This window comes from Modestobacter sp. SYSU DS0511, assembly GCF_054050755.1.
On record NZ_JBJGZY010000021.1, the window covers coordinates 1 to 13,709 of the forward strand.

15 protein-coding genes are annotated in these 13,709 nt (G+C 76.5%); 9 read left to right on the forward strand and 6 right to left on the reverse strand.

The window, feature by feature from the left end:
• Nucleotides 1-143 precede the first annotated feature (143 nt).
• The gene (locus ACI783_RS11955) at nt 144-1,007 is read left to right on the forward strand and encodes a F510_1955 family glycosylhydrolase (protein WP_457140634.1); all 864 of its coding nucleotides are present in this window, start codon (nt 144-146) and stop codon (nt 1,005-1,007) included.
• Between the two features lie 77 nt (nt 1,008-1,084).
• Here ACI783_RS11955 and ACI783_RS11960 read toward each other — a convergent pair whose 3' ends face one another.
• The 3 genes from ACI783_RS11960 to ACI783_RS11970 all read right to left on the reverse strand — a co-directional run bounded on the left by ACI783_RS11960 (nt 1,085) and on the right by ACI783_RS11970 (nt 2,306).
• A complete protein-coding gene (locus ACI783_RS11960) occupies nt 1,085-1,228 on the reverse strand; it encodes a hypothetical protein (RefSeq protein WP_457140635.1) in 144 nt (47 codons plus the stop codon).
• A gap of 80 nt (nt 1,229-1,308) precedes the next feature.
• On the reverse strand, nt 1,309-1,686 hold the full coding sequence (locus ACI783_RS11965) for a nuclear transport factor 2 family protein (RefSeq protein ID WP_457140636.1): 378 nt from the start codon (nt 1,684-1,686) through the stop codon (nt 1,309-1,311).
• Nucleotides 1,687-1,769: 83 nt separating this feature from the next.
• Nucleotides 1,770-2,306 carry a DUF1707 SHOCT-like domain-containing protein gene (locus tag ACI783_RS11970; protein WP_457140637.1) on the reverse strand — a complete coding sequence of 179 codons (537 nt, stop codon included), beginning with the start codon at nt 2,304-2,306 and terminating at the stop codon, nt 1,770-1,772.
• A 128-nt stretch (nt 2,307-2,434) separates the two neighbouring features.
• Between ACI783_RS11970 and ACI783_RS11975 the strand changes: the two genes are divergently transcribed.
• From ACI783_RS11975 to ACI783_RS11985, 3 genes are read left to right on the forward strand one after another with little or no spacing between them, the layout of a single operon-like run.
• Nucleotides 2,435-3,415 (forward strand): aldose epimerase family protein, encoded by a 981-nt coding sequence (locus ACI783_RS11975; protein WP_457140638.1) that lies wholly within the window; start codon nt 2,435-2,437, stop codon nt 3,413-3,415.
• Complete coding sequence (locus tag ACI783_RS11980; RefSeq protein WP_457140639.1) at nt 3,376-4,134, forward strand: MOSC N-terminal beta barrel domain-containing protein; 759 nt, start codon at nt 3,376-3,378, stop codon at nt 4,132-4,134. Before ACI783_RS11975 ends, ACI783_RS11980 begins: the two co-directional genes overlap by 40 nt.
• 34 nt (nt 4,135-4,168) lie before the next feature.
• Nucleotides 4,169-4,384 (forward strand): RNA-binding S4 domain-containing protein, encoded by a 216-nt coding sequence (locus ACI783_RS11985; RefSeq protein ID WP_457140640.1) that lies wholly within the window; start codon nt 4,169-4,171, stop codon nt 4,382-4,384.
• Nucleotides 4,385-4,572: 188 nt separating this feature from the next.
• On the opposite strand, the gene ACI783_RS11990 is transcribed toward ACI783_RS11985, so the two are convergent.
• Nucleotides 4,573-5,547 carry an endonuclease/exonuclease/phosphatase family protein gene (locus ACI783_RS11990; protein WP_457140641.1) on the reverse strand — a complete coding sequence of 325 codons (975 nt, stop codon included), beginning with the start codon at nt 5,545-5,547 and terminating at the stop codon, nt 4,573-4,575.
• 129 nt (nt 5,548-5,676) lie between these two features.
• On the opposite strand from ACI783_RS11990, the gene ACI783_RS11995 reads away from it, so the two are divergent.
• The 4 genes from ACI783_RS11995 to ACI783_RS12010 all read left to right on the forward strand — a co-directional run bounded on the left by ACI783_RS11995 (nt 5,677) and on the right by ACI783_RS12010 (nt 10,637).
• Nucleotides 5,677-7,272: a CYTH and CHAD domain-containing protein gene (locus ACI783_RS11995; RefSeq protein ID WP_457140642.1), complete on the forward strand. Its 1,596-nt coding sequence runs from the start codon at nt 5,677-5,679 to the stop codon at nt 7,270-7,272.
• Between the two features lie 88 nt (nt 7,273-7,360).
• Entirely contained in the window at nt 7,361-8,593 is a 1,233-nt protein-coding gene (locus ACI783_RS12000) for a metallophosphoesterase (RefSeq protein ID WP_457140643.1), read from the forward strand.
• Nucleotides 8,594-8,613: 20 nt separating this feature from the next.
• Nucleotides 8,614-9,564: a hypothetical protein gene (locus ACI783_RS12005; RefSeq protein WP_457140644.1), complete on the forward strand. Its 951-nt coding sequence runs from the start codon at nt 8,614-8,616 to the stop codon at nt 9,562-9,564.
• A gap of 167 nt (nt 9,565-9,731) precedes the next feature.
• Nucleotides 9,732-10,637, forward strand: a complete 906-nt coding sequence (locus ACI783_RS12010) for a hypothetical protein (RefSeq protein ID WP_457140645.1) — start codon at nt 9,732-9,734, stop codon at nt 10,635-10,637.
• Between the two features lie 4 nt (nt 10,638-10,641).
• On the opposite strand, the gene ACI783_RS12015 is transcribed toward ACI783_RS12010, so the two are convergent.
• On the reverse strand, nt 10,642-11,670 hold the full coding sequence (locus ACI783_RS12015) for an ATP-dependent 6-phosphofructokinase (protein ID WP_457140646.1): 1,029 nt from the start codon (nt 11,668-11,670) through the stop codon (nt 10,642-10,644).
• An 86-nt stretch (nt 11,671-11,756) separates the two neighbouring features.
• On the opposite strand from ACI783_RS12015, the gene ACI783_RS12020 reads away from it, so the two are divergent.
• Nucleotides 11,757-12,497 carry a GntR family transcriptional regulator gene (locus ACI783_RS12020; RefSeq protein WP_457083335.1) on the forward strand — a complete coding sequence of 247 codons (741 nt, stop codon included), beginning with the start codon at nt 11,757-11,759 and terminating at the stop codon, nt 12,495-12,497.
• An 18-nt stretch (nt 12,498-12,515) separates the two neighbouring features.
• Here the strand turns inward: ACI783_RS12020 and ACI783_RS12025 are convergent, their stop codons facing one another.
• Nucleotides 12,516-13,706, reverse strand: coding sequence for a GAF domain-containing protein (locus ACI783_RS12025; protein ID WP_457140647.1), 1,191 nt, complete (start codon nt 13,704-13,706; stop codon nt 12,516-12,518).
• Nucleotides 13,707-13,709 lie beyond the last annotated feature (3 nt).

Consider the following 13,709-nt stretch of genomic DNA (forward strand, 5'->3'; position numbering starts at 1 on the left):
CACAGCCAAAACGCTCAGATCGCCCATATGCACGGCATGCACACCCAGCGCGCGGGATGACCCGGCCGCGGCGGGGCGGTCGCTCAGCCCCCCCCCGCCCCACACCGGCCCGGTCCGTCCTCGCACCGCCCTGGAGCTCTCCCATGCCCACGAACCGCATCGCTCGCGCCGCCCTCGCCGGCGGCGTCCTGCTCACCCTCCTCACCGGCTGCGCAGCCACCGATGACTCCGCCGCGCCCGCGCCGGGCGACACCCTCGGCACGCTGCCGGCCGCGCACGTGCACGCCGTCGCCGTCGATCCCGGTGACGGTGCGCTGTTGGTGGCCACCCACGAGGGGTTGATCACCCTCGGCGACGACGGCCGACCGGCAGCCGTCGGCCCGGTCATCGACCTGATGGGGTTCACCGTCGCCGGCCCCGACCACTACCTGGCCTCGGGTCACCCCGGGCTGCACACCGACCTGCCCAACCCGGTCGGGCTCATCGAGAGCACCGACGGCGGGAAGACCTGGACGCCGCTGTCGCGTGCCGGGGAGTCGGACTTCCACGCCCTCACCGCCCTCCCCGGCGGCGGTGCGCTGGGCTACGACGGAACGCTGCGCCGCACCAGCGACGGCACCACCTGGGAAACGCTGGTCATCCCGGCCGAGCCGCACACCCTCACCGCCACCCCCGACGGGCAGGTGCTGGCCACCACCGGCGCCGGGCTGCTGCGCTCGGCCGACGCCGGCACGACGTGGGCGCCGGTGGACGGCGCTCCGCTGCTGCAGGTGGTCACCTGGTCCGGCGACGGCACGGCCGCGGTCGGCATCTCCCCGGACGGGGCGGTGTGGACCAGCACCGACGCCGCGGCCACCTGGACCCACCGCGCGCAGCTGGACGGGACGCCGTCGGCGGTGGCGGCGACCACCGACGACGGTGACCCGCGCGTCCTCGTGGTGACCGACCACGGCCTGCTCCAGTCCACCGACGGCGGCACGACGTTCACCACGCTGTTGCCGGCCTGAGCTCGGCGCTGGTCAGCGGGTCGGGCGAGAACGGCCGCATGTCCTGCGGCCTTCGTCGTCCCCGGGCGCGTCGTCGCTCAGGGGTTGTGCGTCACCTGCTCGGCGAACCCGAGCAGCTGCTCCTGAGTGAACGCCTCGGGCCCCCGCAGGAACCGGTCGCGCCGGTCGAGGTAGCCGGTGTCGACCGGCACCAGCCGGGCCGGCCGGTGGTGCACGGTCACGTCCGTCCGGACGACGGGATCCGGATCACGGACGACGGCGCCCCGGCCACCGCCCGGTCGCCGGGGCGCCCGGCGCCGGGTCAGGCGGTGCCGCTGCGGCCCTGGAGGAAGGCCGCCGAGTCGTAGTAGGTGCGCACGCCCGACAGCTGCTCCTCGTCCCCCTCGATCACGGTGACCCCGCGGTAGGTGAACGGCTTCCCGTCGCGCAGCGTGCCGGTGGAGGTCCACTCCAGCGCCGCGCTCGACTCGCCCACCACGGTGTGCGTGAACGTCGTCTCGATGTCGCCGAAGACGTCGCGGTAGTCGGTCCAGAAGGCCTGCGCGCCCTCCCGGCCCCGGGTCTCGTGGTGCTCGTCGAGCTTGACCAGCTGGGTGTCGTCACCGGCGAGCTCGACGAGCGGGCCGGGGTCCCGGTCGGCGTCCAGGCGGTGCAGCGCGTCGGCGAAACGGTCGGTCATGGTGTGCACGGGGGGCCTCCGGTTCCGGGGTCGGTCCCCGCCCGCTACCCGCGCCGGGGCCGGCTGACCCGGACACGCCGGGGTCAGTCCCGGTGGCCGTGCGGGAGCCGGTGGTGCTCGCCGGACCCGCGACCGTGCCCGGCGCCGATCGTCTGGACCGCGAGCACCAGCCCCCACGGCCCGATCACCCAGACCGGCCAGAAGTAGAGGAGCTCCCCCGAACCCCAGGAGCTCATCGCCCAGACGGTCAGCACGATCAGCGCGGTGGCCGCCCAACTGCCCCAGGCGGCGCGCACCGAGGAGCCGCCGGCCCAGGCGTGCGGCCCCCCGAACGGCCCGCCGTTCCCGCCCCAGGGGAAGGTGCCGCCGGTGTGCGCCGACGCCGGACCCCCGGTGCCGGCCGGCCCTGCACCGGGGGCGACCACCTCGGTGGCGCCGGACTCGTCGGGCAGGTCGGCGGTGAGCGGGGCCAGGTCGCCGTAGGTCCTCGCGGCCCAGGCCCGGGCCAGCCGGTCGTCGTACTCCGCGACGGTCAGCCGCCCGGCGGACAGGTTCCGGCCCAGGATCTCGGCGACCGCGGCCCGGTCGGCGTCGGCGGCACGGAGGTGGGGCTCGGGCATCGGTCGCTCCTCAGGGGTCGCTGCCGCTCCAGTCTGCTGGCCGGGGGCCGTCGGCGGCCACTGACGTCTGTCACCAGTTCCACGTGGAACAGCCCGGCCGGTCGGCTGCCGGCTGTGGTGAGCTGTGCGTGACCGCCCACGAGGAGGACCGGATGACCCAGCACACCGACGCTCCCGCCGACACCCTGCCCTGGCCGGCCACCGAGCCCCGCGAGGTCGCGCTCGCCGCCGACGCGGCCGAGCTCGTCGTCGACCTGCGCGGCGGCGGGCCCCGGCGCCTCGTCGTCGGCGACTGGGAGGTGCTCGACGGCTACCCGGCCGGCACCGTCCCCGCCGGCCGGCGGGGTGGCGTGCTGGTGCCGTGGCCCAACCGGCTGCGGAACGGGCAGTGGTCCTGGCGAGGCCGCGACCTGCAGCTGGACGTGGTCAGCGGCTCCTCGCCCAACGCGGTGCACGGGCTGGTGACCGCCCAGCCGTGGACGGTGCTCGCACGCACCGACGACGCGGTGACCGTCGGCACCCTGCTGGAGCCGCGCCCCGGGTACCCGTTCCGGCTCGCGGTCGCGATCGACTACCGGCTGGCCGCCGATCAGCTCACCGTCGTCGTCCGGGTGCGCAACGCCGGGGACGACGACGCTCCGCTGGGCGTCGGCATGCACCCCTACCTGCACGTCGGGGCGTCCCAGGAGAGGGCAGACGCCGAGGGTGGCCTGGCCGACGCCGAGCTGGCGGTGCCGGCGCACACCGTGCTGGAGGTCGACGGCGGGCTGCCCACCGGCGCCCGGCGGCCGTTCGACGGCGACGTCGGCCGGATCGGCGACCGGCAGCTCGACGACCCGGTGACCGACCTGGTCAGGGACGACGACGGCTGGGCCCGGGTGACGCTGCGCGGACCGGCCGGCGCGCTGGAGCTGGCCGTCGACCCGGCATGGTCCTGGCTGCAGGTGTTCTCCGGCGACACGCTGCCGGCCGGCCAGCGCCGCCGGAGCCTGGCGGTGGAGCCGATGACCTGCCCGCCCAACGCCCTGGCCGACGGTGTCGACCTGGTCGTGCTCGCCCCGGGTGGGGTGTGGTCGGGCACCTGGACGCTGCGCTGGTCGCCTGCGTGACCGACCGGGTGCTCGAGCTGTGGCGCTACCCGGTCAAGTCGCTGGTCGGGGAACGGGTGGCCGCTGCCGAGCTCGGCCCGCAGGGGATCGCCGGCGACCGCGGCTGGGCGCTGTTCGACGTCGCCACCGGCCTCGGGCTCACCGCCCGCCGGGTGCCCGAGCTGCTCTTCGCCGCCGGCCGCACCCGCGCCGACGGCGGCGTGGAGGTGGTGCTGCCCGACGGCACCGTCACCCGGGAGGACGCGGTCCTCTCCCGGTGGGTGGGCCGCCCGGTCGCGCTGCGCCCGGCCGCCGAGGTCACCGGCGCCCGGACCTACGAGAACCCGTCCGAGGTCACCGAGGGCACGGAGGACGGCTGGAACCCCTTCGCCGGTGCCGACGGCGCCTTCCACGACAACGCGGGCGCCCGGGTCACCCTGGTCTCCACCGGCACCCTGGGCGGCTGGGACCGGCGGCGGTTCCGCGCCAACGTCGTCCTGGACGGTGCCGGCGAGGAGGGCTGGGTGGGCACGTCGGTGGCGGTCGGGGGCGTGGTGCTGGCCGTCGCCGCACGGGTCCCGCGCTGCGTGATGGTCACCCGGCCGCAGGCCGGCGGCATCCCCCGGGACACCGCCGTGCTGCGCTCGGTGCACCGGGACCGGGGTGGCGCGCTCGCCGTCGGTGCCCCGGTGACCCGCCCCGGCGCGGTCGTGGTGGGCGACGAGGTCCGCCCGGCCTGACCGGCCGACACGGCGGGGGAGGAGGATCGGCGGTGTGCGCACCATCGAGCTCCGCTCCGGCGAGGAGTCCATCCGGCTGGGCCAGCTGCTGAAGCTGGTCGACGCCGTCCCCTCCGGCGCCCAGGTCAAGGACGTGCTGACCAGCGGGGACGTCCGGGTCAACGGGGAGCCCGAGGACCGGCGGGGCCGGCAGCTGCACGCCGGGGACGTCGTCTCGGTGGCCGGCCAGGAGGACGTCCGCATCGGCTGATGCCGCTGCGGTTGGGGCCGTGCGTGCGCGGCCCCCTCCGGAGGGTCGTCCCGCGCGCGGAGCGCGGTGAGTTAACCCAGATGTCACACAGCTCAGGTGCAGGCGGGCGTTTCCCGGGCATGGGGTGCAGTGCCCGGGCGGCGGTGGTGCGGACCCGCCGCCCGGGGAACGACCTCCGACCGTGCCGGTCAGCCGGCCGCGGGGAGCCGCAGGTCGGCGACGAGTGCCCGGTGGTCGGTCCCGGGCACGTGCACCACCTGCAGCGCGTCCACCGCGATCCGCGGGTCGACGAGGACGTGGTCGAGGGTGAGCCGCGGCTGCGGCACCCGCATCGGCCACCAGGTGGCCCGCCGGGCCTGGCCGGTCGCCGCCGCGGCGTCCACCCAGCCGCGGCGCAGCAACCGCCGGAAGGCGGCGTGGTCGGGCGTCGCGTTGAAGTCACCCGCCAGCACCCGGAGCACCCCCGGCTCCGGGTCCGGCAGCAGCTGCAGGTCCTCGACCCAGCGGGCGACCTGCGCGGGTGAGCTGGTCGGCGGGTGCGTGTGCACCGCGGTCACCTCGACGTCGGGAGCGCCCGGCACGGTCAGCAGGGCCGCGGGCTGACCGAACCGGCCCGGCACCACCGTGCGCTGCCGCACGTCCAGACGGGTCCACAGCGCGCCGCCGGCGCCGGCAGGCTGGCCCTCCCCGGCAGGCACCACGTGGCCTGTGGGCAGCAGGTCGGCCACCCCGGCCGCGAGCAGGCCGGACGCCGCCTCGGGCGTGACCTCCATCAGGGCCAGCACGTCGGCGTCCTGATCGGCCGCGAGGGCCACCAGGGCGGCCGGGTCGGCACGGCCGTGCAGCATGTTCGCCGAGACCACCCGCAACCGCGGCCCCTCCGGTCGCGCGGTGGGGGCAGTGGGGGTCGTCCCCCGGAGCACCGCGCCCGTCAGCGCCGCGGCCGACACGGCCGACACCACGGCGGCACCGCGGGAACGAGCCGTCAGCGCCGCGGCCAGCGGGAGCACGCTCGTGGCGGCGGCGTAGGGCGTGAAGGCCAGCGCGGGCACGAAGGGGAAGCCCCGCTCGGTGCCGGTCAGCCGGAGCACGGCCACCGCGGCCCACGGGGCGGCGAACACGGCGGGGGCCCAGCGGCGGCGGTTCGGGGGGCGGCGGGACACGGTGTCCATGGTGCCCATCACCGGCTGCGGTGATCATCGCCGGGTGCGCCGTTCACCCGCGTGCGGTAGGACGGGGGGCTCATGGCGCCGTCCGCGACGAGGACGGCTGCCTGGACGGAGAGGCGGAGCGTGGCTGTCGAGCACCTGGAGATCGAGCGCAAGTTCGACGTCGAGGAGACGTTCGTCCTGCCCGACCTGAGCGGCGTCCCCGGGGTCGCCAGGGTCGCCGATCCGGTCGAGCACGACCTCGAGGCCGCCTACCACGACACCGCCGACCTGCGGCTGGCCCGCTCCCGGGTGACGCTGCGCCGGCGCACCGGTGGCACCGACGCCGGCTGGCACGTCAAGCTGCCCGCGGTGGCCGGCGCGCGCCGAGAGCTGCACTCGCCGCTCGGCCGCGCGACGAAGACCCCGCCCAAGGCGGTGCTCGAGCCGGTGCTGGGCGTCGTCCGCCGCGCCCCGGTCGGTCAGGTCGCGGAGCTGCGCACCCGGCGGGTGGTCACCGCGCTGCAGGACGCCGAGGGCCGGGTGCTCGCCGAGGTCGCCGACGACCACGTCACCGGCACCGCCCTGCCGGCCGAGCCCGGCGCGGCCGCCGTCGTCACCACCTGGCGGGAGGTCGAGGTCGAGCTGGTCGAGGGCGACGAGTCGGTGCTCGCCGCGGTCGGCGAGGCGCTGGTCGCCGCCGGGGCCCGCCCGGCGACGTCCCCGGCGAAGCTGTCCCGGGTGCTGGCCGACCGGATCGCCGCCCTCGACGGTGCGGGCCCGGACGTCCGGCCTGCCGGCCGGACCGCGCCGAAGGGGAAGAAGAAGAAGGGCAAGCAGGCCCGCCGCGCCGCTACCGCCGCACCGGTCGGCGAGGTGGTGCTGGCCGCGCTGCGCGACCAGGTCCAGGCGCTGCAGGACGCCGACCTGATGCTGCGGACCGCGCAGCCGGACGCCGTCCACCAGGTCCGGGTGGCCTGCCGCCGGCTCCGGAGCACGCTGGCCACGGTGCGCCCGGTGCTCGACCGCGAGCGCACCGACCCGGTCCGGGCAGCGCTGGCCGAGGTCGGCAGCGCGCTGTCACCCAGCCGGGACGCCGAGGTCGCCCTCGCCCACCTCCGTGAGCTGGTCGCCGCCCAGCCGGAGGAGCTGGTGCTCGGCCCCGTCGCCGCCCGCCTGCAGCAGGCGGAGACCAAGGACGTCGCCGACGGCGACGCGCAGGCCCGCAAGGCGCTGTCCAGCGCCGGCTACCTGCAGCTGCGCGACGACCTCGACGCGCTGCTCACCGACCCGCCGTTCACCGCGGTGGCGACCGAGCCTGCCGGGGAGGTGCTGCGCGGGGTGCTGGACAAGGCTGCCAAGCGGCTGCGGCGCACCGTGGAGACCGCCCAGGACGCCGAGCCCGGGCACGCCCACGACGAGGCGCTGCACGAGGTGCGCAAGGCGGGCAAGCGGCTGCGCTACACCGCCGAGGCGACCCTGCCCGTGCTGGGTGACCCGGTGAAGGAGCTGGTGACCGCGCTCAAGGCCGTGCAGGAGGTGCTCGGCGACCGCCAGGACACGGTGGTGACCCGGGAACTGTGCACGCAGCTGGGGCGGCAGGCCTTCGCGGCCGGTGAGAACGCCTGGACCTACGGCCGGCTGCACGCCCTGGAGCAGGCCCGTGCCGAGCGCGCCGAGCAGGAGTTCTGGCTGCGCTGGCCGGCGCTGCGCCCGGTGCTCAAGAGAGCCACCCGGTGATGACCTCGGCCGTGGCCGGGTTCCGGCGAGGAGCCCTGCCCTGTCCCTGATCGCGGTCCTCGGCTTCGGCTCCGTCGTCCTGCTGGCCATGGTGCTGCTGCACGGCTACCTGTGGCTCCGGCTGGTGCGGGGCACCACCCGCCCGGGCCGGCTGCGGCGGTGGCTGACCCTGCTCACCGTCGTGCTGGCGGTGCTGCCGGTCGCCGCGGTGCTGCTGCGCCGCTCGCTGCCGCAGGCGGCCGCCACCCCGCTGGACTGGGTCGGGTACACCTGGCTGGGCGTGGCCTTCTACGCGTTCCTGGCGGTGCTGGCGACCGAGCCGATCCGGCTGGTCGCGAGGCTGCTCAGCCGCCGCCGCGACCGGACGCAGGAGGAGGTCGCCGACCAGCCGGCAGCCGTCGGCGCACCGGTGGCCGACGGGACGCCGGTGGCGGCCGACGACCCGGGCCCGGCCGGTGCGCCGGACCCGGTGAGCCGGCGGCTGTTCCTGGCCCGCACGCTGGCCGTCGGGGCCGGTGCGGTCGCGCTGGGCACCGCGGGCACCGGGGCGGTGCTGGCGAACTCCGCACCCGTCGTCCGGCGGGTGCCGATCACGATCCCGCGGCTGGACCCGGCACTGGCCGGGCTGCGGATCGTCACGTTCTCCGACGGGCACCTGTCCTCGACCTACGGCGGACGCCGGTTCGAGCGGGTGGTCGAGACGGTCAACGCCCAGCGGCCCGACGTCGTGGCGATCGTCGGCGACCTGGTCGACGGCGAGCTCGACGAGCTGCGCGAGGACGTCGCCCCGCTGGCCGACCTGGTCAGCGAGCAGGGCGTCTTCTTCGTCACCGGCAACCACGAGTACTTCGTCGACACCTCCGCCTGGCTGCGGCACCTGCCCACCCTGGGCGTGGAGGTGCTGCGCAACGAGCGGGTCGAACTGCGCCGCGGCGGTGCGGCGGTCGACCTGGCCGGGATCGACGACCGCACCGCGGCCGGCTCCGGCCTGCCCGGCCACGGCGCGGACCTGGACGCCGCGCTGGACGGCCGGGACGACGCCCGCCCGGTGGTGCTGATGGCCCACCAGCCGGTGCAGGTCGAGCAGGCCCGGGCGGCCGGGGTCGACCTCCAGCTGTCCGGGCACACCCACGGCGGCCAGCTGTGGCCCTTCGACTACGCCGTCCTACTGGACCAGCCGGCGGTGGAGGGCTGGTCGACCCACGGCGACACCCAGCTCTACGTCACCGCCGGCGCCGGGTACTGGGGGCCGCCGATGCGGGTCGGCGCACGGCCGGAGGTCACCGTGATCGAGCTGCAGCCCGGTGGGGCGGGCGGGTGAGGGAACGGCACACTGCCCGGGTGAGCGGACTCGCGGAGATCGACGACCGGCTGAGTGCGGCGGCCGACCGTTGCCGCCGGCTGGTGCACGCCCGAGCCCAGGCCCAGCAGCTGGAGACCGAGGCGGCCGAGCTCGACGTCCGGCTGGCGGAGCTGGCCGAGCAGGCGGGCGCCGAGGCGGACGACGTCCGGGCCCTGGAGGGCGTCTCGCTGTCCCGGGTGCTGGCCGCGCTGCGGGGCAGCCGGGCGCAGGACCTGGACCGGGAGCGGGCCGAGGCGGACGCCGCCCGACTGCGGCTGCAGGAGGCCGTGGCGTTGCGCGACCGGCTGGACCGGCAGCTGGCCCGGGCCCGGGCGGAGGAGGCGGCGCTCGCCGGCGCCGGCGCGGAGCTGGCCGCCGCGACCGAGGCCAAGGACGCCTGGTTGCAGGCCTCGGGCACGGCGGTGGGGCGCCGGCTGCTGGAGCTCGCCGCCGAGCGCGGGGAACTGGGGGCGGAGTCGGTCGAGGTCGGGGAGGCCCTCGCCGCCGCCGCGGCCGCCCGGGACGCGCTCGCCCGGGTTCAGGACCGGCTGGGCTCCGCACGCTCCTGGTCCGGCTGGGACACCTTCCTCGGCGGCGGGGCACTGGCCAGCTCCGTGAAGCACGACCGGCTGGACCAGGCCGCGGCGGCGGCGGCGGATGCCGACCAGCAGCTGCGGCTGCTGGCCCGGGAGCTGGTCGACGTGCCGGGCGCGGCGGTCGAGCTCCCCGCCCTGGAGCTGGGCCAGCTCACCCGCTTCGTGGACATCTGGTTCGACAACGTGTTCACCGACTGGCAGGTCGGCAACCGGATCGACGAGTCGCTGGCCCGGGTGGGGGAGCTGCGGCAGGTGGTCGACGGCGTCGGCGCGGAGCTCGACCGGCGCGCCACCGAGCTCGCCGCCCGGCTGGGCCGGCTGGCCGACGAGCGGGCCGCGCTGCTGCACGGCTGACGGGCCGGGGGAGTCGGGCACCGCAGGGTCAGGGCGGTGCCCGACCCGCTCCGGTGCGTCGCGAAAGGCCGGTGCCCTGGGGTCGCGCGGCCCCCCGCGTCGCGCGACCCCAGTTCCGGGTTGATACCTGGACGGTGTGGCCGGGACGTGGCCGTGCTGGGGGTGCGATGGAGCAGACGCTCGGGGTGCGCTGGGCCGCGGAGCGGCTGGCGCAGCTGCTGGACGAGCCGCGGTACCGCAGGCACTGGCAGCGGTACAGCAACGTGCGGCGCGGTGAGCTGCCGCGCGCCGCGGTGGCGGCGGTGCTCGCCGAGCACCTGGTCGACACCGGTGAGGCGCCGGCGGATCTCCGGCCGCGGAGCCTGGAGAACCGGGTGGGGCGCGCGCTGAACGGCGACCGGCTGTCCGACCGCACCCTCGAGCTGTTCGTGGCCGCCTTCGGGATGGCCGACGAGCACGCGGAGGAGCTGCGGGCCCTGCGCCGGGGCCGCCCGGCCGGCGACCGGCTGGTGGTGGCCGGCGCGCCGGTGCGCTCCCGCCCCGTGCCTCGGCGCACCGTCCGCACGCTCCAGGTCGCCGAGCACCACGAGGTCGGCGCCGACCGGGTGCCCCGCCGGCACGTCACCCGGCAGCTGGTGGAGGCGGTGGAGGAGACCTCCCGGTACCACTACGTGTTCGACACCGTGCACGCCGCAGTCGCGGTGCGCGGCGGAGGGGTGCCCGTGGACGCCTGGCGGGTCGCCGGGACCCCGCTCTGCGTGGTGGAGATCCTGCTGGCCGAGCCGCTGCTGCCCGGGCAGGCCACCCACCTGGAGTACGAGACCCTCTTCGCCTACCCGGAGCCGCCGGCGCCGGAGTTCCGGCGCGGGGTGACCCCCGGGGTGCGGCACCTGGCGGTCAGCGTGCGGTTCGACGCCGCCGCCCAGCCCCGTGAGGTGTGGTGCTGCCGCTGGCCCGACGTCGCCGCGGCCGAACCGGTGGACGCGATGCCGGTGCCGCTCGTCGGCGGCCAGACCTCGTTCGAGGTCGTGCCCGACGGCGACTGCGTGATCGGCTACAGCTGGCGGTGGTGACCGCTCAGCCGGTGAACGCGCGCAGCTCGGCCAGCCGGGACGCCGGGACGGTCTTCAGCCGAGCGACGGCGTCGGCGAGCGGGACCAGCCCGATCTCGGTGCCCTGCAGGGCCACCATCTGCCCGGTGTGCCCCTCGTGGGCGGCGATGGTGGCGTGGAGCCCGAACCGGGTGGCCAGCACCCGGTCGAAGGACGTCGGGGTGCCGCCGCGCTGCACGTGGCCCAGGACGGTGGTGCGCACCTCCTTGCCGGTGCGCCGCTCCAGCTCGTCGCCCAGCTGCTGGGCCACGCCGGTGAACCGCTTGTGCCCGAACTCGTCGAGGCCGCCCTCGCGCATCGGCATGGTGCCGGGCACCGGCGTCGCGCCCTCGCTGATCACGCCGATCACGTGCCGGTGGCCGCGCTCGAACCGCGCGGTCACCATCCGGCAGACCTCCGCGACGTCGAAGGGCTGCTCGGGGGTGATCACCAGGTGGGCGCCGGCGGCCAGGCCGGAGTTGAGCGCGATCCAGCCGGCGTGCCGGCCCATCACCTCCACCAGCAGCACCCGCTGGTGCGACTCCGCGGTGGTGTGCAGCCGGTCGATCATCTCGGTGGCGATGCTGACCGCGGTGTCGAAGCCGAAGGTCAGGTCGGTGCCGTCGATGTCGTTGTCGATCGTCTTCGGGACGCCGACCACCGGCACGCCCTCGGAGGAGAGCCAGGCAGCGGCCGTCAGGGTGCCCTCGCCGCCGATGGGGACCAGCACGTCGACCCCGTGGTCCTTGAGCACCTCGCGCATGCGGCCCAGGCCGTCGCGCAGCTTCTGCGGCGCCACCCGGGCCGAGCCGAGCACCGTGCCGCCGCGGGTCAGCATGTTGTTGACCATGGGCAGGTCCATCGGCAGGGCGTCGTCCTCGAGCAGCCCGCGCCATCCGTTCCGGAAGCCGACGACGTCGCTCCCGTACTCCTTCGCCGAGGTGCGGACCACGGCCCGCAGGACGGCGTTGAGGCCGGGGCAGTCGCCCCCGCCGGTCAGGACTCCGATGCGCACGAGCTCTCCTCCGGACGAGGGGTGGTGGGCTCCTCGAACGGTACGTCATGACGTATAGACGTCTCTCGGTGCAGTACCTTCTGGGCGTGGCGAGCACCGAAGCGGGGCCCAAGTACCTCGCCGTCCGGGAAGCGCTGCGGCGCCGGGCGCTCGCTCTCCCCGAGCACACCATGCTCCCGCCCGAGCCGGTGCTGTGCGCCGAGTACGGGGTCAGCCGGATCACCCTGCGCCGAGCCGTCGACGGCCTGGTCGCCGACGGCCACCTGGTCCGTGAGCAGGGCCGCGGCACCTACGTCAGCCGCCCGGGCATCCGGCACGAGTACCGGGAGAGCTTCGTCCACCGGATCGCCGGGTTCCAGCAGGTGATGACCGAGCAGGGCGCCCAGGTGGGCACCGCCGTGCTCGGCCAGCAGATCGTGCCCGCCGCCCCGGCGATCGCCACCGAGCTCGACCTGCCGGTCGCCGCGGACGTCGTCGAGCTGGTCCGGCTGCGCAGCGTCGACGGGCTGCCCAACCACGTGGTGCGCAGCTTCCTGCCCGCCGCCCGGTACCCGAAGGCGGCCACCGAGGACTTCGGCCACGGTTCGCTGTACGAGTTCCTGCGTCGCGAGTACACCGCGGACCTGGCCCACGCGCGGATCGTGGTCGACGTCGGCACCGCGGCCGCGGACGAGGCCGACCGGCTGCAGATCGTGGCCGGCTCCCCCCTGCTGGTCGTGCGCACCACGGTGCACGACAGCTCCGGCCACCCGTTGGTGCACTCCTTCTCCCGGCTGCGCCCCGACGTCAGCCAGGTGGAGTTCGAGGTCTCCGTCGGCGGGCGCTGACCGCTCCCTGCGGGCGCGTCAGCCGATGGCGCCGGCGCGGTCCGGCCCGGGCCGGGCGCACTCCAGCCGCAGCCGCTGCTCGCGCAGCAGCACCCGGTCCAGTGCGTGTCCCAGGTGGCGGGCCAGGTCCGCCAGGGCGCTGCGCAGCGGGGCGTCCAGCGCGCGCCGGTGCCCCCAGGTGACCAGCAGCCCGCCGGCCGCCTCGTGCTGGGTGAGCAGCACCGGTACCGCCAGCGCGCTCTCCGGCCGGTCGGCCGGCCCGTCCAGCGCGACCGGGTCGGCGGCGTCGGCCGGGAGCACCGGCACCACCCGGCGCTCGCGGACCGCCTCGGCCAGCGGGTGCGGTGTGCACAGGCCGACCACCGCCGTCGGCCGGGCGTAGGACACCGACCCCGAGGGGGCGTCCCACAGCCGCAGCTCGTCGCCGCCGGACTCGGCCACCCCGACCAGCGCGGCGGAGGCGCCCAGGGGGGAGCGGACCAGCCGGTCGAGTGCGCGCAGCACGTCGGGCATGGTGTCGACCGCCAGCAACCCGGTGCCGAACCGGGACACCAGGCGGGTCCGGTCGGCCTCCACCTCGGCCTCGACGTAGGCGGCCTGGGCGGCCTCCGCGGCCTGCCGGGCGGCGCTCGCCTCCCGGGCGGCCGCGGCCCGGACCTCCTGGTCGGCGAGCTCCAGTGCGCGGAACTGCAGCCGCCGCGAGCCCTCGGCCGCCAGCTGGTGCAGCACGGCGAGGTCGTCGTCGGACCACTGCCGCGGGACGTCGTCGATGACCGCCAGCACCCCGATGGGCCGGCCCTGCCCGTTCCACAGCGGCAGGCCGGCGTACGCGACGACGGCGCCTTCCTGCACGACCGCGGAGTCGCGCAGCACCGGGTCGGCGGTGGCGTCGGAGGTGATCAACGGGCGCCCGCTGCGCACCACGAGCTGGCTGATCGAGAGGGTCAGCGGGGAGGAGCGGCGCGTCGTCCACGGCTCGTGCGTGCCGAAGATGCCGGGGAAGACCTGGCCGCCCTTGGACACCAGCACCATCAGCGCCCGCGGGACCGACAGGCGGCGGGCCACCTCGGCGGCGAGCCGGTCGAACTCGGCATCGGGCTGCGCCGGCAGCGGAGCCCAGGTGGGCAGCTCGTAGACGTCGTCGGAGGGGGTGGCGTGCTCCGTGGGGACCGCCTCCCTCTCCGTGCCGTCGGGCCGACCGGTGCGCACCGG

Excerpts from the sequence above, each read along its gene's own strand:
- ACI783_RS11955 (WP_457140634.1), top strand. The coding sequence starts at position 144 with ATGCCCACGAACCGCATCGCTCGCGCCGCCCTCGCCGGCGGCGTCCTG.
- ACI783_RS11965 (WP_457140636.1), bottom strand. The coding sequence starts at position 1,686 with ATGACCGACCGTTTCGCCGACGCGCTGCACCGCCTGGACGCCGACCGG.
- ACI783_RS11970 (WP_457140637.1), bottom strand. The coding sequence starts at position 2,306 with ATGCCCGAGCCCCACCTCCGTGCCGCCGACGCCGACCGGGCCGCGGTC.
- ACI783_RS12000 (WP_457140643.1), top strand. The coding sequence starts at position 7,361 with ATGGTGCTGCTGCACGGCTACCTGTGGCTCCGGCTGGTGCGGGGCACC.
- ACI783_RS12010 (WP_457140645.1), top strand. The coding sequence starts at position 9,732 with ATGGAGCAGACGCTCGGGGTGCGCTGGGCCGCGGAGCGGCTGGCGCAG.